This window comes from Deltaproteobacteria bacterium (assembly GCA_020845895.1).
Lineage (GTDB): Bacteria > Lernaellota > Lernaellaia > JACKCT01 > JACKCT01 > JADLEX01.
This window is the reverse complement of the sequence record JADLEX010000011.1, coordinates 21890-41036: the sequence shown is the minus strand read 5'-3', so window position 1 is coordinate 41036 and position 19147 is coordinate 21890. Positions and strand designations below refer to the sequence as shown.

Genomic DNA, 19147 nt, shown 5'->3' with positions numbered 1-19147 from the left:
GGTCCGTTGGCCGATCGCGACGCAGTGCTGGACGAACTGATCTGGTCCGTATCCCGCACGGTCGCGGCCCAGCTCGACGCGTCCTTGCGCATCGTGCGCGCCTCGCGGGGACTCGCGGAACTGGCCGGCAGTCCCCTCGACCAACTGAGTGGCAGATCCGTCGTCGAGTTTCTGCCTTCGATCAAGCCCGACACAATCGAGGAGGTGCGCGCGTCGCGTTCGCTGGAGCGCGGCGTCTACACCTGGCGTTCGAACGAGCGCGAATCGCGCGTCATGGCGATCCTCGTTTCGACGCCGGACGGTGCGCTGTTTTTCGCCGAACCCATCCCCAGTTCGGCGAGTGCGCCCGCACCCGTCGCGCCGGGCGATCCGCGGCGGGAGATCGACGAACTGCGTGCGCAGGTGGATTATCTCGAAGCGCTCAACCGACGAATCCGCGCCGAGCACGTGCTCACGACGGGGACCGGGATCTTCATTCGCAAGATGCTCGACCTGTTCGTCGAGGCCGAGATCGGCCGATCGATCCGCACGGGCCGCCCTTTTGCGTTGTTGCTGTGCGGCGTCGACCGCGCCCAGGCGCTCGATCAGATGGCGGGCGAGGACACGCGCCTCAAGGTCGTGAGCGTTGTCGCCAAGGCGCTGTCCACGCGCAAGCGCGTGTACGATCTGCTCGGGCAGTTTTCTCCGGGGGAGTTTTTCATCGTTCAGCCCGAGAATACGTCGCCCGATGCGCGCGAGTACGCCGAGAGAATTCGCACGACGATCGAGGGACGCAAGGTGCGGGCGGCATCCATCGAGTTCAAGATCACGCTTTCGTTCGGAATCGCCCACTTTCATCCGGGCGACAACCACTACCGCGATCGCGCGGAACTCGTCTCGCAGGCCGAGGCGGCTCTGTTTGCGGCGGCGTCCTCCGGCGGGAATCGCATCGTGCTCGCGCCGCCGGCCAAGGCGCTCGCCGATCACCTCGCCGCGATAAATCGCTCGTAGCGGCTAAGAATCGCTCGTCGGGTCGATCAGCGATCGCGCAGCGCCGCGCCGCCGACAGCCGTGTATCGCGCGCCCGCCGGATCGAGTTCCGACCGGTACAGTACGATTTCACGCACGGGCAGCACGCCGAAGGACTGCGTCGCCACGGTCTCAATCCGTTTGCGGAGCAGGCCGAGCTGTTTCGGGCTCTTGATGCGCGCGAGCGTGAGGTGCGCCGTGAATGGCCGGTCCTCGCGCGCGATCCCCGCCTGCGCGGCCACGTCTTCGATGTCCCGCGCCAGAAGCGCGAGTCGATCGACAGGACCCAGAAGGTCGGCGAAGACCACGCGCGGGTCGCCGCGCGTCGGCAGCGTGCGGACTCCCTCGACACGCAAATCGAATGCCGTGTGACGCCCGGCGACGGCGTGCAGGGCGCGTTCGACGGCGTGCAGCGCATCGCGCCCGATCTCACCGAGAAACTTGAGCGTGACGTGGATATTGCGAGCGTTCACCGGGCGCAGGTGCGTCAGATCGCCCAGGGTCTCGGTGCAGACGACGCCGAGTTTGCGGCGTATGTCCTCGGGAACCGGAACGGCAACGAAGGCGCGAATGAGCGGGGCTTCCGGCGCCATGTCAGTACAACTGGTCGATTTCGTGCGCGAATCGGATCTCGACGGCCTTGCGGCGCACCTTGAACGTCGGCGTGAGCATGCCGTTGTCCTGCGTGAACTCGAAATCGGCGACGATGAACTTGCGAACCGCTTCGGACGAGGAAAGCTGCGCGTTGACACGGTCCACGGCCGCCTGGATCGACGATTCGACGCCGGCGTGCCGGACGAGGTCGCGGTCGCGCGAAAACGCGAGCCCCTGCGCCTTCGCCCACGCGCGCAGTTCCACGAAATCGGGCACGATCACCGCCGCCAGAAACGGCCTCCGATCGCCGACGACGCACACCTGCTTGATGTTCGGTTCCATCTCCAGCAGGGTCTCGACGCACTGTGGGGCGATGTTCTTGCCGCCCGAGGTGATGATGATGTCCTTCAGCCGGCCCGTGATGCGCAGAAACCCTTCGGCGTCGAGTTCGCCGATATCGCCCGTGTGAAGCCATCCGCCGCGCACGACCTGCGCCGTTTCCATCGGCAGCTTGTAGTAGCCTTTCATCACGTTGGGGCCTCGAACAAGGATTTCGCCGCTCTCCTCGATCAGCACTTCGACGCCGGGAATCGGTCGCCCCACCGTCCCCAGCTTCACGGCGCCGGGGCAGTTCGCGCACACCACGGGGCTCGCCTCCGTGAGGCCGTAACCTTCGTAGAGCGGCACGCCCAGCGCGAAAAAGAATTCCGCGATCTCGACCGCAAGCGGCGCGCCGCCCGAGATCACAAACCGCAGGCGTCCGCCGAAACCGGCCTTCACGCGGCGGAAGATCAGGCTCTCGGCGAGCTGCGCCTGCAGATCGAGATACGCCGGAAGCCGCCTTCCGCGCAGCCGGAACCGCGTCGATTCGCGTCCGATACGCAGCGCGTGGCGAAATGCCTGACGGATCGTCCACGGCTGCTCCTCGAACGATCTCCCGATGCGGCTTTTCATTTTCTCATACAGGCGCGGCACGCCGACGAGCACGGTGGGGCGCACCTGCTTCAGTTCCGCGTCGAAATGATCCATTCCCTCGGAGTACGCGATCGTTCCGCCCGACAGCATCATCGCGAAATGCCCCGCGGTGCGCTCCAGCGAGTGGGACAGCGGCAGCAGGGAGAGCGCGACGTCGGTCGGTCGAAGATGGAACAGGCTCTGCGACACGCGCACGTTGGAAAGGAGATTGCCGTGCGTGAGCATCACGCCCTTGGGATTCCCCGTCGTGCCAGAGGTGTAGATGATCGTCGCCGTGTGCTCGGCGCGGATATCGCGCACGCGGCGTTCCAACTCGGCGGGATCGTCATAGCCCTTTCCGCGATTCACGACGTCGTCGAACGTCACGACGCGCGAATCGCCCTGAATCAGGTCCGCGATGGGGTCGATGATGACGATCGTTTTCGCGTGGCGCTGCACTTCCTTTGATTCGAGGCACTTCCGGAGCTGAAAATAGTTGGAGACGATCAGGATGCGGCTTTCGGAATCGTCGACAATATAGCCGATCTGCTTGTTGGAGTTGGTGGGGAAAACGGTGACCAGCACGCCGCCCGCCGCGAGGGTCGCCAGGTCCGCCACGCCCCATTCGGGTCGGTTTTCACAGACCAGAGCCACCCGGTCGAGCGGCGTCAGCCCGAGGGAAATGAGGCCCAGCGCGAAGTGCCGGGCGCGCTCATCCACATCCTTGTACGTGTGCGTGATCCACTCGCCGTCGCGAACGAACCGGTGGCACGGTTTGTCGCCGAAGCGCCAAACCGAATTGCTCCACATGACGGCGAGGTTTTGTTCGAGACCATGAGGCATGGATTCCTCCCGACGCGGGGCGCGGAAGCGGTCGCGAAGCTACGACGATTCGCCCGCGTTGGCAATCCGGATTGGCCTCGCCATTCCCGATCCTTGCCCCGGCCGGGGACTCACGATATGAGGGAGCGAGGCGAACACGCCGTTCGCGTCACGCCGATTCGGCGCGAGGGGGTTTCATGCGCGTTCGTTGCCCGCACTGTCAGGCGATCCTCGATGTCAGCGGACTCGCGCCGGGATCCACCGCGGCGTGCGGGCACTGCACACGGCAGTTCGTCGTGCCGACGCCCGTCTCGACGCCCACGGCGCCGATTGCCACGGACGTCGGAAGCGGCGCGCCCGAGGGGGCGATCGATCAGCCCCGCCCGGAGGCCGCCGCTCCGCTCCCGTATCCGCCGTCCGGGCCGCGTCCGCCGATGCCCGCGAAACCGGCCCCGCCGGGTGCGGCGATCGCGTCGCTCGTCCTCGGCGTCGCGAGCTTCCTGCTGTGCGGAATCTTCTTCTCGATCCCCGGCGTGATTCTCGGTTATCAGGCTCGGAAGCAGATCGAGGCGAATCCCGACGGCGTGGGCGGCGCGGACATGGTGAAGGCCGCGATCATCGTCAATTGGATCAACATCGCGCTGTCGATCGTCGCGATCATCTTCATGGTCGTGATGTTCGTGTTCGGCCTGTTTTCCGAGATGGCGGCCTGATCGGCTCGCCGGGGCGCGGCCTCACTTCGTGGTGACGCGAACCAGGACAAACGTGCCGGACGAATCTTCCGAATTGGTGGCCTTACCGTCGCGCACGATCATCTGCCCGTCCGTGTCAAAGGTGTGACCACCTTCGAGAAGCAGGTAACTGTCGGCGTCGCCGGACCAGACCTTCAGGTAGATCTTGTTGACGTCGAATTCCCCGACGACCTTTCCGTCCGCGCCGTGAATCACCTGCCCGAATACCCGCGGCGTATTGCCGGGGTGCATCAGACCCTCGGGTGTCTTGGGAAACTCGAATTTCACCGTTCCGGCGAGCTTTCGACCGGTGCGGGAGAGGTGCATGTCCATGCCGACGTGCCGGTCGTCGATGTCGACGATGCGCCCTTTCCATTCGCCCTGGATCAGGAGCATGGGGAGCAGGAACTCCCGACCGCCGAACCAGAACGCGGCGGCAAAGAGCGCCATCGGAAGGATGCGTGTGAAAATCCGGTTCTTCGCCTGGCGTACCTTGAGTTGGTAGACGACCTCGTCCGCCGGCGGTCCGTCGTCGGTTTTCGGACCCGAGCGCCGGAAACGTGCCGCATCGGGATTCATCGGCGCGTCGGAGAGCGAATCGACCGCGTATGGGTCTTGGTACGCGCCCTCCATCGCCGACATGCGATGGGAGATCCCACCCGCGGGCGGCAGGGCGTTCGCGAGACCCGTCGTGTCGTAACCGGCGGACTCGCCCGGCGGGCGCGGACCGGGGTCTTCCTGAATTTTGTAGAGCGGCTTGAACCCGAACGAATCGGCGATCCCTTTCCCCTTGGCCGCGACCGGATCGACGGCTGTCGTGTCCCCGAATGTTTCATGGGGAGCCAACATCAGATTCTGAATCGAGGTGTCGTCCTCCGCCGAATTCGGCGGGCTGACGCGGTCGACCCCAGGGCCGTCGACCTCGTGGGGCTCCATCAGCAACGACTTGAATTCATCCTTGGCCGGCGGCGCGGCGCCGCGTTTTTCCTGAACCGCGGTCTGTTCGAGTCCCTTAAGGCGCTTCCCGCCCTCGCCGGCACTCGTGGCCTTCTTCGCGTCGTCGTCGTGACGCTCGAGACCATCCACGCGCAGCTTGGGCATGGCGACGCCGGACTTGGCGGAAACCGCGCGGGGCGGCGACTCGGGCGGTCTTTGGGGTTTGGCCGGCGAAGCGGGCGGAGCCGCGCCCGGCAGGGCTTTGGTCGCCGTGGGCCCGGCCGGCGGCGCGACGCGCGCAGGGGAAGGCGCAGATTCGGGCTCGACCTCGCCCGACTTCTTTTTCTTGACCATCTTCAGCCCGCATTTCACGCATTGGCCGGTCGAAACCGGCGTCACCGTACCGCAACGCGGGCAGCGAAGCGACTTTTCGACCATCAAGCCGCCTTATCGGCAGCGCCACCGAGGGGGCGCGAAGCGCACGAGGCCGTCGCCGGAAGCGCGAGGGGATTGCGGGAGCGATAAAGGCTGGCGCGGGTACGCTGCCACCACAGGATTGCGCGCAGAACCTTGTTGCCGAGCCAGATTTTCGCCTTGTTCAGAACGTACTTTCCCTCGTGATCAGAGAAGTAGTGGCACTCCTCCGGCTTGAGCACGATGGAGACTTCGACGTTGTGCGCGATGCCGATCGGAAGGTTACGTTCCATGCAGCGCTCGTAAAGGCGCTTGAACACGGGCACCATCTCCTCGGTGTTCGGCGGCGGATCCTTTTCGGCGTCGGTGCCGCGAAGCGGTCGGAAGATGCAGACCGTGGGAATCGCGCCGACGCTCGTGATCCAGTCGATGGCCGCGAGCGTGTCGGGCACCGGCTCGGGACCGGCCACGATCTCGCCGTTGGTCGTGTCGAAAAGCTTCGCGCAATAGGCGACCGCGTCGAGGTAGCGCTGAAGGCCGACGTGGCGACTCTTGCCGGGGCAACGCCGGTCGAAGACTTCCTTGTTGAAGAACTCGAAACAGAACGACACGGTGTTGACGCCCATTTCGCGCAATCGATCGTAGCGGCGAAAATCGGGATGCGGCGGCGTCTGCACGCCGATGAGCAGGCCGGTGTTTTGACGCACCGCCTTGATGTACGGCTCCAACTGGTCGAGGTAGGTGTCACCCTCGTAGAAGCCCGTGTTGAAGTGCACGTAGGTGATGTTGCACTCTTCCTGCGCGGCGATGCAGGTCTCGACCACGTCCTGCACGAGTTTCGCCTCTTCCTCTTCGGTGCCGAGATTCAGACCGACCGAGCAGAAGTCGCAGTTCTCGCGGGGCTTTTTGGTCCAGTAATAGCACGCGGCCGTCGGGTAGATGCCGATGTACGTGCCCTGCAAAACGCCGATGCGCTTCATCTTGCGTCCGGTTGAGGTGAGCTTCTCGTAGAAGTCCGGCTCCTTGGGCACGCGCACCTCGCACACGCGCTCGCCCGAAAGGCGAAGCACGAACTTGCCGTCTTCCGTGTGCAGCGTGTAGGGGCTTTGCTTCACGAAGTCCTCGACGACCGGAACGTTCGTCCAGATCTTGTCGGGCAGGATCAGTTCGAGCCCGCTGCCCAGCCCGGCGCGCGTGCGCATGATGGGCCGGCCGCGCTTGTCCACGGCGGTCTTGCAGGAATCGTCGATGCGAAGCCCCTTGCAGTAAAGATCGAGCTTCAGCAGCGCCGGGTTGGTGCGAACATCCAAGTTCATCGCGAGGTCTCCTTCAGGTCCCATGCACGGGGCCCGATCGGCTGCAACGAGCCGTCGCCTAAACCGGCCAAACCGCCGGAAAAATCGTCGAAAAATGTTAGCAAACCCGCTTGGGCAAAACAATGGCCGGATTGTGCCCGAACGCACAATCCGGCCTTTGGAGATCTTGGGCGACAATTGACCCGGCGGTCAAACGGAAGCCTGCCCCGCCAGGACAAGAATCCACCTCAAGGACAATCCCCCAATCAGAATGAGCGCCTGGGCAAGCCTCGCGGGGCGCAGGCCGAGGCGGGACTCCAGCAATTCGAGAACGGCGGGAACGATCAGGCCGACGGCGACCACGAGCGACCAGAAGACCGCCGTGAACGGTCCGCCGAAAAAGAGCGTGGCCGCGTCGCGCCCGGTCTGTCCGCCGCCGCCCGCGAGGGCGAGAAAGAACATCGCGAGCAGAAGAATCTCGACACCGATCGCGACGAGATCCCACCGACGCAGGCGATGGTGCTCGTCAGCCGACACGAGAAACAGCATGAACAGCGCCGCGCCCGTCGAGAGCCCGGATACGAGAAAGAGCGGTCCGAGGAAGATCGAGTTCCACGCGGCGCGCGCGGCGAGCGTGCCGAGCAGCACGCCCGTGTATCCTCCGAGCAGAACGCCGAGGGCGATGTTGATCTTCGCCAGCATCGCGACGTTTGAGCGCGCCCAGCGCCACAGGCGGTCGAGCGTCTGACCGACAACCACCGGGCAACGCGGATTCCACGAGGTCGCGGCGACGCGTTCGCTTTCGGTCATCGACGCCAGTCCGAGCAGAATCGTCGCGGGGTAGATCCCCAGCAGTATCCAGGAGCCCCAAGACATGGGTGAGGTCACGCGCAGCGCGAAATAGAACCGAAAGACGTGCGATTTGAATTCGAGATCGGCGAAAAGCGCCGCCATGCCGATGGAGAGCAGAATCGGCGCGGCAAACGGAGCGAAGCGCGCCCATTTCGAGCGACGACCATCCACGTCCCGTAGCGCCATTGCCGCCGAGAGGATCATCATCCCCGCCGCGAGCCCGCCCAGGAACAGATAGACCGGAATCTCCCAACCCCAGATGTGCATCACGGGATCGATCAGGTGGCTGTTTCGGTTGACTTCGATTTCCGTCATGGCCGCGCTCCCGCGTTTGTTGTCATGCAACTCTTCTCAACTGCACCCGCCGGCCTTTTTCTTTTTCGGCGCGGCGGCGACAGCGCCCGTCGGCGCGGCAACGACCGGCGCGGCGGCCGCGCCCGTGAGCACGCCGTTCAGCGCCGTCCGGAAGCGAAAGCGATCCCACTCAGCGGGCGTCCAATCGGCACCCGGCGATTCTGCGGGGGCTTCGAGCGCGAACGCGCGCCACGACGGGAACCCGCCCGCGAGCGCCGAAATTCTCCCCGGGTAAGCATTCGCCGCGGCCGGCGCATGGAATGCGGCGTCGCCGACGAGCACCAGTTCGCGGGCGCCTGCGTCGTCGGCAAGGCCAAGTGACGCCAGTCCGTCCGGACCGACGCATTCGCTTCCGGGCACGCGAGCGGCCGCGCACGCCTCGGCGTCGCGCAGGTCGATCACGCGGATCGTCCACGGCGACTCTACCACGCGGTGCGCGAGGGTTTCGGCGTCGATCGAATCAATCGTGGCCGGTGTCGCCGCGCCCATGGTCACGGGGACGAGCATCACGACCACTGCGGTCGCGGCCAGCGCGCCGATCGCGCCGAACGCCATGCGACGAACGGGTTCGGGCGCTTCGTCCGCTCCCATTGTACGTTTCGCGCGAACGATCCGCTCGACCTTTTCGGCGCCGAAGAACATCGCCACGGCAGCGACCGCGACGATTGCCGCGAGTAGCGCGGGGCTCATACCGAAAACGTCGTAGAGAAAGACTTGGCCGGCAGCGCCCGCGAAATGGAATTCGCGAATCGCGGGAAACGCCTCGCCGTAGATGAGCGTTCCGACGACGACGCCCGCGAACGCCATAATGCCGTCGAGGTTTCCGGACGCGCTCGCGACGAGCGACGTTCCCGGGCAGTAGCCCGACACGATGAACCCGACGCCGAGCAGAAAGCCTCCCGCGATCATCGGCACCCAAAATGTCTCGCTCGCCACCGACTGCGAGATCGCGCGAAGGTCGGCGAGACCCAGCCCGGCGGCGATGACGAGGCCGAGCATCGCCGTTACGATGCCCGTGAACATCACCTTGAAGACGCGCATATCATGCAGATAGAACTGCGCCGCGAGCTTGTCGGCGCGGCCGAATCCCGCGCGCTCGAGCACAAATCCGAACGCAAAACCGATCGCCACCGCCGCGACGAGGCCGAATTGATAATGGCCGTGTACGAGCGAATCGAAGGGGAAGAGCGTGTTCATGACCACTGCCTCCGCACGAAGTACGCGACGGCGTAGCCGCCCGCGAATACCATCAGCATGAACGCCCAGCTCCCCGCCGAGAGCACCGCGCCGCCCGAGAGCGCCTGGCCCGACGTGCAGCCCCGCGCCATGCGTGCGGCGATGCCCATCACCACGCCGCCGCCGAACGCGAACGCGAGGCGCTTCTGCGCGGACCATCCCGTGCCGCGGACGATCTTCCAGTTCATTCGCCCGGCCGTGTACGCGGCGACCGCGCCGCCCAGGAACACACCGAGCACCTCGAAGACCAGCCAGTTGTCGAGCGGGTGCCGCCCGCCTTCGACCGCGTCGGACATGCCGGGACTCGCGGCGACGTGAGCGGGAGCGATGCTGTTGAGTGCGGCGATGCCGAATCGGTTCGCCGCGCCCGACGCCCCGAGTCCCTTGCCCATCACGAGAAAGGACGACAAGAGCACAAGACCGAGCGCGATACCGGCAAGGTAGGGATTCCAGAATTTCTCGGCGCGATTCATCTTTGCCTCCCGCCTAGATCAGGAAGTGGACGTTGGGCCGCGTGCCGGCTTCGGGCTTCGATGTCTTTGATTTGCGCGACGCACGAAGCCGGGAGATTTCGCTGTCCGGATCGTTCGCGTCGCCGAACGTGAGCGAACGTGTCGGGCAGATCTCGACGCACGCGGGCTGCCCGCCCTTTTCGACCCGATGGACGCAGAACGTGCACTTGTCGACGAAGCCGCCGTCCTCGTGCACGTAGCGCGCGTCGTAAGGGCACGACGCAATGCACGCTTTGCAGCCGGTGCACTTGTCGGGATCGACGAGCACAATGCCGCCGACTCCCACGTGACTCGCGCCGGTCGGGCACGCCGACACGCATGGCGCGTTCGCGCAGTGATTGCAGCGTTCCGAGCGAATCTCCTGAAACAGGTTTGGGAACTTGCCCGTCGTTTCGGTCACGATCCAGTCGCGAAAGCCGTTTTCGGGCAGATTGTTTTCAGCCTTGCAGGCCAGCACACAGGCATTGCAGCCCACGCACCGGCGTGTGTCCACGGCCATCGCATAGCGAATCTCGCGCGTGAGGCGTCTCATGTCACGCCTCCACCGGCGCGATGCGCACGAAGTTCACGTTCATGCCGGTGCCGCCCATGATCGGGTCGACCTTGTAGCGCGTGACGAGCTCGCTGTCGGATGCGCCGCGCCCGCGCGACCACGAGAGCCCCTTCGCCGTGTGGCCCCAGCCGTGCACCATGTACACGCAGTCTCCGCGAATCCGCTCGGTCACCTTCGCGCGAATGGGCGTGCTGCGGACTCCGTCCTGATTTTCCAGCACCACGAGTTCGCCGTTTTTCAGCGGCGCGCCGAAGCCGGGCAGTGACTTCGCCACATCCGCGTTGACCCATACCTCGTTCTGATCGAAGACGGTGCCGAGGAATCGATTGTTCGTGGTGCGTCCAAAGGTGTGCGAGGGCGCGCGACCAAAAAGTAAACGGAACATGCCCGAGGGCGGTTCCTCATGCGGGTGGAAGTCGGGAATCGCCTCGAATCCCATGTCGGCGAGCGCCTGGCTGCGCAGCTCGATCTTTCCACTCGGCGTGTCGAAGGTGGGCGCGAGTCCTTCCTCCTCGCAGTTCGGTTGGCGTTCGCCGAGAATGACGCCGGTGTCGCGCAGCACGTCGCAGTCGTAGCCCGCCGCGTGGAGGCGATGCATGGCGTACTCCATGCTGTCTTTCCACGGGAAGTAGTCGGACAGGCCGATGCGATGCGCGATCTCGCGCGCAATCCACCATCCCGGTTTCGAGTCATACATGGGCTCGACCGCCGGTTGGCGCACGGCGATGTACGGTTGCCCCTTGTAGGCATCGACGACCAGCTCGTCGCAGCGTTCCAGATAGGTCGACTCCGGCAGCACCACGTCGGCCCAGCCGACAATTTCCGATGGGAGCACGTCGATCGCCGCGATGAAGTCGAGTTTCTGGATCGCCTCGATCGTCTGCTTGGGATTCGGCAGGCACTGCATCAGATTCGAGCCGTACACGAGCCATCCCTTGATCTCGTAAGGCGCTTTGCCGGTGAACGTGGCGTCGCACAGACCCGACGCAAGCACTTCGTCCGCCAGCGGATACGTGTTTGCATTCGGTTTGTCGGCAAGGACCTTGGGGTGATACGCATATTTCGTGTACGGGTACGCGGGGAGTTCGTTCGATCCGTGCGACACGTATCCGCCGCGCCGACCCCAACTGCCCAAAAGCGCTGCGAGGATCGCCATGGCGCGCCCGCGCTGCGTGTCGTCGCCGTACCACGTCGTGCGTCGGCCGGGATGAATCAGCGTCGCGGGGCGGAACGACGCCAGAAATCGTCCGCTCTCGCGAATCAGCTCGGGCCGCAGCCCCGTGATCGGATACGCCCACTCGGGCGTCTTGTCGGCGACGTGCGCCTTGAGTTCGTCGAAACCGACGGCGTACTTCGCCACGTACTCCGCGTCGAATCGCCCCTCGGAGATCATCACGTTCATCCACGCGAGCAGCAGCGCCATGTCGGTGCCGGGCTTGATCGGCAACCAGTAACGCGCTTTGCCCGCCGCGGTGGAGAACCTCGGATCGACGACCACCAACTCCGCGCCGCGCCCGATGGCCGTCGCCATCTCCTGCACCTGCGTGTTGTGCATGTTCTCGCCGAGATGCGAGCCGATCAGCACCAGGCAGCGCGCGTTCTCGATGTCGAGGTTTTCCGGCGATCCGACGCCCGTGCCGTAGGTGAGCGAGTAGCCGACCTCGCGCGGCCCACGGCACTGCGCATAAGACGGCGCGCCGATGTTCGGCGATCCGTACGCTTTCGGCAGGTGCGTGAACCATTTTCCGCCGTAGCCGTGCGTGAAGAGCGCGAGCGCTTCCGGGCCATGCTTTTCGCGAATGCGCAGCAGTTGCTCGGCCGTTTCGTCGAGCGCCTTGTCCCAACTCACTTCCTCGAAATGATGCTCGCCGCGACTCTTCACGCGGATCATGGGCTTCTTCAGCCGGTCGGGGTCGTAGAGGAGCCCGGTGCCGCCGGTGCCGCGCGGACACAGCCGGCCTTTCGAAAGCGGATGATCTGGATTGCCGACGATCTTGGTCACGCGCCCATCTTTAACGTGCGCGAGCACGCCGCATTTCCAGAAGCAGATCTCGCAGAACGTCGGGACGATCCTGTCGCCGTCGGTTTCGGGATCGGGCGACTCGCTCGCGTACGCGCCCCACCAGTTCGTCGGCAGTCCCGTGGCGACCGCGGCCGCGCCCGCGGAAACCGAAGCGATGCGGATGAAATCTCGGCGGTGGACGGTGGGCATGTTCGGTCCCTTTCCGATCTCGTCGGCGGGTCCGAGGTGGGTCGGACAAGCCGACATAGCGTATTCGCAATATCCTTATAATACGGAATGAATTGCCGTTCAACCCTTTTTTGCCGTGAATGTCGCTTTTTGTGGCGAATTGGCTAAATGGCGCTTATCTCATTGTTTTTATTGTATATTTTTCCGATTGAATCAGACTTGCCCGACGGCGGACCATCTGTTATGGCTTTGGAGATCCCTTATCCAAGGAGGTTCAGCCCGTGAAAATGGTCTCGTGGAACGTGAACGGCATTCGCGCCTGCGAAAAGAAAGGGCTCGCCGGGTGGCTCGCCGAAACGGACGCGAAAATCATCGGATTTCAGGAAGTTCGCGCGGATCCAACGCAGGTGCCGGAGTCGATCACCTCGATGCGCCGGTGGAATCAGGACTATTTCCCCGCGCAAAAAGCCGGTTACAGCGGCGTCGGATTGCTGTCGCGAACCGAGCCGGACGACCTCGTCCGCTCGATGGGCGTGCGTGAATTCGACATCGAAGGGCGCTTCCAGTGCGCGACCTTCGGCAAACTGCGCGTGGTCAACGTATATGTGCCCAACGGCACGGGGCCGAACCGCGATCTGTCGCGTATTCCCTATAAGCTCGATTTCTCTCGGCGGCTCTTCGATCTGCTCGCCAAGGATCTGCGCGACGGAGGCCGCGTGCTGATCTTCGGCGACTTCAACACGGCGCACGAGGCGATCGATCTCGCCCGCCCGAAAGACAACGTGGAAAACAGCGGTTTTCGGCCCGAGGAACGCGCGGAATTCGGGCGTTGGCTCGCGGCCGGGTGGGTCGACACGTTTCGCCGCTTCGAGAAAACCGGCGGCCGCTACACCTGGTGGACGCAGCGCGGCGGCGCGCGTGAGCGCAACGTGGGGTGGCGGATCGACTATGTTCTGGCCACGCCGGGCGCGATGGCGTACGTGAAAAAAGCGGCGATTCACGCCGATATCCTCGGCTCGGACCACTGCCCGATCAGCGTGACGGTGGACCCCAAGATCGTGAAGTGAGTGCGCCCGCGACCAAACTTCTGACGATCCTCGGTCCCACCGCGTCCGGCAAAACGCGCGTTGCGGCGCGGCTCGCGTACGAGTTCGGCGGCGAGATCATCTCCGCCGATTCACGTCAGATCTATCGCGGCATGGACATCGGCACCGGCAAGGACCTCGGCGACTACGTCGTCAACGGAGCGCGCATAGCCGCGCACCTCATCGAAATCCTCGAGCCCGCCGAAGACTTCTCCGTTTACGATTTTCAGACTCGCTTCTTCGCCGCGGCTCGCGACATCGGCGCACGGAGTCGATTGCCCATTCTTTGCGGCGGCACGGCTCTGTATCTCGACTGCGTGCTGCGGGGTTATCGCATGGCGAAAGCGCCCGTGGACGAGGATCTGCGCAGCCGCCTCGCGGACGCTTCACTCGACGAACTGTCCGTAATGCTCCGGCGTTTGAAGCCGGAACTCCACAACGACACCGACCTCGACACGCGGGAGCATGTACTGCGCGCCATCGAAATCGCGCACGCCGCGAAAAACGCGTCCTTCGATTCCGGTCCCCCCACAGATTTCGACCACCTCGTGATCGGTCTGCGCGTCGATCCCGCCGAGTTGCGCGCAAAGATCCGCCTACGGCTAGCGACGCGTCTGAAGATGGGGCTGATCGACGAGGCCCGCCGATTGGCGATGAGCCTGCCGCCGGAGCGGTTCGCGTACTTCGGACTGGAATATCGGCATCTCGCCCGGCTGCTGACGGGAGAAGTCGACGTGGAGCGTATGGAACGGGAACTCGCGCGCGACATTTGCGCGTTTGCCAAGCGGCAGAGGACGTGGTTCCGGCGAATGGAGCGGCATGGGGTGGCCATTTGGTGGGTCGAACCCGCCGACTTCGCCGGAACGGTCGGGCGGGTGCGCCGGTGGCTGGCCGGGGCTCCCGAAGGCGAAAAACCCGCCACGGGCCTGCCAGAGTTGAAATAACCGAGACGGCGAGCCCGAAACCGGTCGGGCCGAAATCGGGATTTCGCCCGGGATTGCAGAAAAAAACCGGGCAGATTTCCAATGGTCTGGATTTTCTTTTCCCAGTCATGCTAAAAACACCTTCCGAACAATGGATACGGGACCGTATCGCGGGGATGGCCGCGAGTCGTGCCCGGTCCGTCAACGATTTGGGTGCCGTACGATGGGAACGTTTGCGACGGTTTTTAAAGACGCCGGCTTGCCGATCTACATCAATATCGTGATCTCGGTGTTCGTCGTCGGCATCATTCTCGAACGGGCGTATCGCCTGTTCGTCGCCTACCGCGTCGACGCCGATGTCTTCTCGCGGCACATCGTCGGGCTGCTCCAGGAGCGTCAGCTCGAGAAGGCGATTCAGCTTTGCAACGCCAGCTCGGCGCCGATCGCGCGCGTGCTCAAGGCGGGCATCGCCAAATTGCAGGATGGCGCGATGGCGATTTCGACCTCGATGGACGAGGAACTCATGCGCGTGTCGCCGCTGCTCGAAAAGCGGATTGCGTCGCTGTGGTCCCTCGCGAACATCGCCACCCTGGTCGGACTCCTCGGCACCATCTTTGGCCTCATCCGGTCGTTCGCCGCCCTCGCGGCGGTCAGCCCCGAGCAGAAGGCGGCCTTCCTCGCGACCGGTATCTCCGAAGCCATGAACAACACGGCGATCGGTCTGGGCATCGCGATTCTGTGCATGATGGGCCACCTGCTCCTCGCCGGCAAAAGCAAAAAGATGCTGGCGGAACTGGAGTCGAATTCGGCCGCGTTCGAGAATTACCTGATTCTGCGTCACGGCAAGACGGCCCACAAATAATCCGGCATTCGCCGAGCGAACCGAACAAGGCCGGCAAGCAGCATGACCGACGACAAAGCCCCCGAGAAAAAAGCGACCGCCGAGGAACAGGCGGCGCAGGTGCTGTTGCGGCGCGCACGGCGGAAGATTCCGTCGTACCACGCCAACGAAGAATTGAACCTCGTCCCTTACCTCGACGTCAACGTCAACCTGATCATCTTCCTCCTCGTCGCGATCAGCACAGTTCTGCCGCTGGCGATGATGTCGATCTTTCCGCTGACGGTGAAGTCGTCCGAGGCATCGACGCCGCAGGAAACGCCGAAGAACGAACTGACGCTGACGGTTTTCGTCACGCATCAGGGCTTCACGGTGGCGGGCCGCGGAGGTGTCATGCCGCCCATCGCGATGACCGCGGACCAGAAGTACGACTACGACGCGCTGCAGCGAGTCGCGATCGAGGTCAAGGACGCTTATCCCAACGAGACCCTCGTGATCCTCGCGGCGGAGAAGGACATCGAGTACGACATCGTCGTAAAAACGATGGACGCGCTGCGAAACCAGGGGCCGAGAATCCTGTTCCCTGACGTTCAGCTTTCACCGGGCATCGTCGGCATCACGACGAACGCGCCGCAATAATCCCGGACGAATTTGATGACGCAGTCCGCCAACGCGAACGGTTCCCAGGACGCAGCGACCCCGATGTTCACGGCGATTCGCGCCGTGCACCGACGCCGCCGGGCGATCGGGAAGGCCAAGCGCGCCGCGGACGAGATCACCTATTTGAACATCGTCGCGATGATGGACATGATGACCATCATCCTCGTCTTCCTGCTCAAGAGCGTGTCGTTCAGCGCCCAAAACGTCAGTGTCTCCGACGCCATGACGCTGCCCTACTCCACCGAGGACGAGCAGCCGCTCGAGGCGATCAAGATCTTCGTCACCCGTGACGAGGTCGTCGTCGAGGACAAAAAGGTCGCGCCGATTCTGAACGGCGTGATCCCGCAGGATTTTCTCGCGAAGGAAAATCCCTACATGGTCCCCAATCTCAAGGGGGCTCTCGACCAACAGGCCGAAACGCTCAATCGCCTGGCCAAGCTTCACCCAAAGCTCAAGGCCCAGGACAACCTGATGATTCTGGCCGATAAACGAACGCCCTATCACGTGCTGATGCAGGTGATGTATTCGGCGAGCAAGGCGTCGTCCAGCGCGTCCGGGGAGAACAAGATGGCGTTTCGCAAGTTTCGCCTGACGGTGATGAAGCTCGAGATCTGACCTTCGTCGGGGCCGTTTCGGCTCCCCCCTACTTCGGCCACGCATCGATCCCTGTTCGACTCGCCGGGCAAACGGGAGTCCCCATGAGCGAGGCCGCAATTCGCCGCTACGCCATCCTGACGCTTTCCGACAAGGCATCGATCGGCGAGCGCGAGGACACGAGCGCCCCGGCGCTCCAGCAACGCATGCACGACGCGGGCTGGGCCTGCGCCCACTATCTCGTGATCCCCGACGACCGCGCGCGCATTGAGACTGAACTCGTGCGTCTTTGCGACGACCCCGCGGTCGCCGTCGTGCTGACGACAGGCGGCACCGGTTTCACCGACCGCGACGTGACCCCCGAGGCAACACTGGCCGTCTCCGAGCGAATGGCGCCTGGGATCGCCGAGGCGATGCGCATGCGCTCGCTCGCGATCACGCCCATGGCGATGCTCTCGCGCGCCGTCGCCGCGATCCGCAACCGAACGCTGATCGTGAACCTGCCCGGAAGCCGAAAAGGCGCACTCGAGTGTCTCGACGTCGTCCTGCCCGTCCTCGCACACGCCGTGGAGTTACTGCGAGGCGTGAACACGGAACACGGCTCCACGTGAATCTCCGCGGGGCACGAAACCGGACTGTTTTTCTCGCGGTCGCCCTTGCGATCTTTCCAGGTGTCGCGAGCGCCGAAGAGTCCGATCCACCCGATTCCGTCGAAGAACCGGTCGCACCAACGCCGAGCGAAGACGTGGCTCCGCCGCCTTCGGGCGTTCAGGTGGTGCCCGCAGGCGATTCGCCGCGACTGCTCATCGACGCGCACGGTCGGTTGCGTGTTCAACGGGGAGCGGATCGGGAAATTCGCGCGCGGTTCGTTCCGGATTCGCCGAACGCTGCCATTCCCCCTTCGTTCAGATTCCGGCTGGAATCGGACATCGGCGGGATTCGACTCAAGGCAGACGTCCCAACCGGCGGCACGCTCGCGATTTCGGTCCCCGCCGTGACAACCGTTCACGTCACGCACATCGACGGAGCGCTCGTCGCGACCGACCTCATCGGAGACTTTTCCGCGCGAAGCCGCTCCGGTTCGATCGAACTCCAGTCGCACGGCGGCGGCGTCGACATCGAATTGCAAAAGGGGAAGGCGACACTCTCGCGTTTCCGCGCCGAGAACAGGCCCGTGAATATCGAAATCGTCGAGGGCTCGGCGATCATCGATTTGCTGTCGCAGACCCCCGGCGCGGCGCGCGTGGTTGTCGATCGAGGCCGCGTCGAACTCACCGTGTCACCCGAGACGCGGGCGAGCGTGCGCGCGACGGATTTGAGCAAGGAAGGTCTCGTGGGCGAACGGGTGCGTCTGGAACGATTCGAACGAGTTCCGCGCGAGGTTGAATACGCCTTTCGCGGCGGCGGAGCGCAATGGGATGTCGTCGTGCGCCAAAGCGGTTCGAGCGTCCGGGTTTTCGCGCCGGACGGCGTGCGCCCGGACTCGATCGACGGCATGAAACCCCAGCCCTGACACTGCGGAGTCGCGCATGAGAAACGTCCTTTTGGCGATCGTTTTGTCCCTGGCGTGGATCTGCGTCGCTTGGGCGGGGAGTGACGCCATGATCCAGTCGGTCGCGGTCGGCGCTGCACCGACGCTCGTCGTCGACGGCGCGGGCGACATCCGAATCGTGAAATCGGCCGACGGTCAGATCCGCGCGATGGGAAAACTCACGGCGATCGGTTCATCGTCTCCGGGCGACGGCGCGTTCCGACTCATCGCCGCACCGACCGGCGCGCGCATCGAGACGCGGCACAAGCCAGGCAAGTTTCGACTCGAACTCGTGATCGAAGTCCCCGCGAAATCGTCCGTCGTGATCGACGCCCTGGACGGATCGCTCGCGATCGAAGGTCTCGACGGGCGCATCCGCGGAGATTTTCGCGCCGGCCGCGTGCGCATCGTCGATCATGGCGGCGACGTGGATCTGAAAATCAAGGAAGGCCAGGTCGATCTTCAACTCCCGCGATCCGCGAAGCAGGCCGTGCGCATCGCGCTGAAGCGCGGCCAGGTGTCGGCGGACATTTCGGCGGAGAGCACGGGATCGGGGCTCATCTCGGTCAAGGAAGGGTCCGTCGATTTCCGCGTCGGCGATCGGGCGAAACTCGCGCTCGAAGCCCTCGTCGAAAAATCCGGGCGCGTCTCGGTCGATCAGCCGATCACGCAGCCCGAACCGGCGTCGGTCTATTTCACGACGCGCGGCGGCGGCGCGGCATGGACGCTCCATGTCGTAACCGGCGACATTCGCATCGGCGTACCGGGGCCGGGCAAAAAAAAGCAGCCCTGAGGGCTGCGCGAATCGGATCGGAGAGAGAGGGAGTCGAACCCTCGGTACGCTTTTGACGTACACACGATTTCCAGTCGTGCACCTTCGGCCACTCGGTCATCTCTCCGCGCACCGAAACGAATAGGAAAAAAAAACGGATCACCGGGCGCCGCTCATCGGCGGCGGCGTTCGGAGAGAGAGGGATTCGAACCCCCGGTACCGCAAGCGGTACAACGGCTTTCGAGGCCGCCGCATTCGACCACTCTGCCATCTCTCCAGCAAAGGTCGGTGA

At 64.2% G+C, this 19147-nt stretch carries 19 protein-coding genes and 2 tRNA genes; 10 read left to right on the top strand and 11 right to left on the bottom strand.

The window, feature by feature from the left end; all coding sequences use genetic code 11:
* The first annotated feature begins 6 nt into the window (after window positions 1-6).
* Window positions 7-990: a GGDEF domain-containing protein gene (locus tag IT350_01260; GenBank protein MCC6156648.1), complete on the top strand. Its 984-nt coding sequence runs from the start codon at window positions 7-9 to the stop codon at window positions 988-990.
* A gap of 26 nt (window positions 991-1016) precedes the next feature.
* Here the strand turns inward: IT350_01260 and thpR are convergent, their stop codons facing one another.
* A complete protein-coding gene (gene thpR / locus IT350_01255) occupies window positions 1017-1601 on the bottom strand; it encodes an RNA 2',3'-cyclic phosphodiesterase (protein ID MCC6156647.1) in 585 nt (194 codons plus the stop codon).
* 1 nt (window position 1602) lies between these two features.
* On the bottom strand, window positions 1603-3399 hold the full coding sequence (locus IT350_01250) for a long-chain fatty acid--CoA ligase (GenBank protein MCC6156646.1): 1797 nt from the start codon (window positions 3397-3399) through the stop codon (window positions 1603-1605).
* A 176-nt stretch (window positions 3400-3575) separates the two neighbouring features.
* Between IT350_01250 and IT350_01245 the strand changes: the two genes are divergently transcribed.
* The gene (locus IT350_01245) at window positions 3576-4091 is read left to right on the top strand and encodes a DUF4190 domain-containing protein (GenBank protein ID MCC6156645.1); all 516 of its coding nucleotides are present in this window, start codon (window positions 3576-3578) and stop codon (window positions 4089-4091) included.
* 21 nt (window positions 4092-4112) lie between these two features.
* On the opposite strand, the gene IT350_01240 is transcribed toward IT350_01245, so the two are convergent.
* From IT350_01240 to IT350_01210, 7 genes are all read right to left on the bottom strand, one after another.
* Window positions 4113-5483, bottom strand: a complete 1371-nt coding sequence (locus IT350_01240) for a hypothetical protein (GenBank protein ID MCC6156644.1) — start codon at window positions 5481-5483, stop codon at window positions 4113-4115.
* On the bottom strand, window positions 5483-6775 hold the full coding sequence (locus tag IT350_01235; protein ID MCC6156643.1) for a hypothetical protein: 1293 nt from the start codon (window positions 6773-6775) through the stop codon (window positions 5483-5485). Before IT350_01235 ends, IT350_01240 begins: the two co-directional genes overlap by 1 nt.
* Window positions 6776-6964: 189 nt before the next feature.
* Window positions 6965-7921: a polysulfide reductase NrfD gene (nrfD, locus tag IT350_01230; GenBank protein ID MCC6156642.1), complete on the bottom strand. Its 957-nt coding sequence runs from the start codon at window positions 7919-7921 to the stop codon at window positions 6965-6967.
* A gap of 36 nt (window positions 7922-7957) precedes the next feature.
* Window positions 7958-9157: a YeeE/YedE family protein gene (locus IT350_01225; protein MCC6156641.1), complete on the bottom strand. Its 1200-nt coding sequence runs from the start codon at window positions 9155-9157 to the stop codon at window positions 7958-7960.
* Window positions 9154-9669: a YeeE/YedE family protein gene (locus IT350_01220; protein MCC6156640.1), complete on the bottom strand. Its 516-nt coding sequence runs from the start codon at window positions 9667-9669 to the stop codon at window positions 9154-9156. The genes IT350_01225 and IT350_01220 overlap by 4 nt, the downstream gene beginning before the upstream one ends.
* A gap of 13 nt (window positions 9670-9682) precedes the next feature.
* On the bottom strand, window positions 9683-10240 hold the full coding sequence (locus tag IT350_01215; protein MCC6156639.1) for a 4Fe-4S dicluster domain-containing protein: 558 nt from the start codon (window positions 10238-10240) through the stop codon (window positions 9683-9685).
* A 1-nt stretch (window position 10241) separates the two neighbouring features.
* Entirely contained in the window at window positions 10242-12473 is a 2232-nt protein-coding gene (locus IT350_01210; protein MCC6156638.1) for a molybdopterin-dependent oxidoreductase, read from the bottom strand.
* A 260-nt stretch (window positions 12474-12733) separates the two neighbouring features.
* On the opposite strand from IT350_01210, the gene xth reads away from it, so the two are divergent.
* The 8 genes from xth to IT350_01170 all read left to right on the top strand — a co-directional run bounded on the left by xth (window position 12734) and on the right by IT350_01170 (window position 18876).
* Entirely contained in the window at window positions 12734-13519 is a 786-nt protein-coding gene (gene xth, locus IT350_01205; GenBank protein MCC6156637.1) for an exodeoxyribonuclease III, read from the top strand.
* Window positions 13516-14481, top strand: a complete 966-nt coding sequence (miaA, locus tag IT350_01200; protein MCC6156636.1) for a tRNA (adenosine(37)-N6)-dimethylallyltransferase MiaA — start codon at window positions 13516-13518, stop codon at window positions 14479-14481. Before xth ends, miaA begins: the two co-directional genes overlap by 4 nt.
* Before the next feature lie 202 nt (window positions 14482-14683).
* Complete coding sequence (locus IT350_01195) at window positions 14684-15322, top strand: MotA/TolQ/ExbB proton channel family protein (GenBank protein ID MCC6156635.1); 639 nt, start codon at window positions 14684-14686, stop codon at window positions 15320-15322.
* 42 nt (window positions 15323-15364) lie between these two features.
* Window positions 15365-15937: a biopolymer transporter ExbD gene (locus IT350_01190; GenBank protein ID MCC6156634.1), complete on the top strand. Its 573-nt coding sequence runs from the start codon at window positions 15365-15367 to the stop codon at window positions 15935-15937.
* 15 nt (window positions 15938-15952) lie between these two features.
* On the top strand, window positions 15953-16573 hold the full coding sequence (locus IT350_01185; GenBank protein ID MCC6156633.1) for a biopolymer transporter ExbD: 621 nt from the start codon (window positions 15953-15955) through the stop codon (window positions 16571-16573).
* 83 nt (window positions 16574-16656) lie between these two features.
* Window positions 16657-17163, top strand: a complete 507-nt coding sequence (locus tag IT350_01180) for a MogA/MoaB family molybdenum cofactor biosynthesis protein (protein MCC6156632.1) — start codon at window positions 16657-16659, stop codon at window positions 17161-17163.
* A gap of 383 nt (window positions 17164-17546) precedes the next feature.
* Window positions 17547-18065 carry a hypothetical protein gene (locus IT350_01175; GenBank protein ID MCC6156631.1) on the top strand — a complete coding sequence of 173 codons (519 nt, stop codon included), beginning with the start codon at window positions 17547-17549 and terminating at the stop codon, window positions 18063-18065.
* A gap of 16 nt (window positions 18066-18081) precedes the next feature.
* Complete coding sequence (locus tag IT350_01170; GenBank protein MCC6156630.1) at window positions 18082-18876, top strand: hypothetical protein; 795 nt, start codon at window positions 18082-18084, stop codon at window positions 18874-18876.
* Window positions 18877-18894: 18 nt separating this feature from the next.
* Here IT350_01170 and IT350_01165 read toward each other — a convergent pair.
* Both IT350_01165 and IT350_01160 read right to left on the bottom strand, forming a co-directional pair.
* A tRNA-Ser gene (locus IT350_01165) sits at window positions 18895-18982 on the bottom strand.
* A gap of 63 nt (window positions 18983-19045) precedes the next feature.
* Window positions 19046-19132, bottom strand: a tRNA-Ser gene (locus IT350_01160).
* Window positions 19133-19147: the final 15 nt, after the last annotated feature.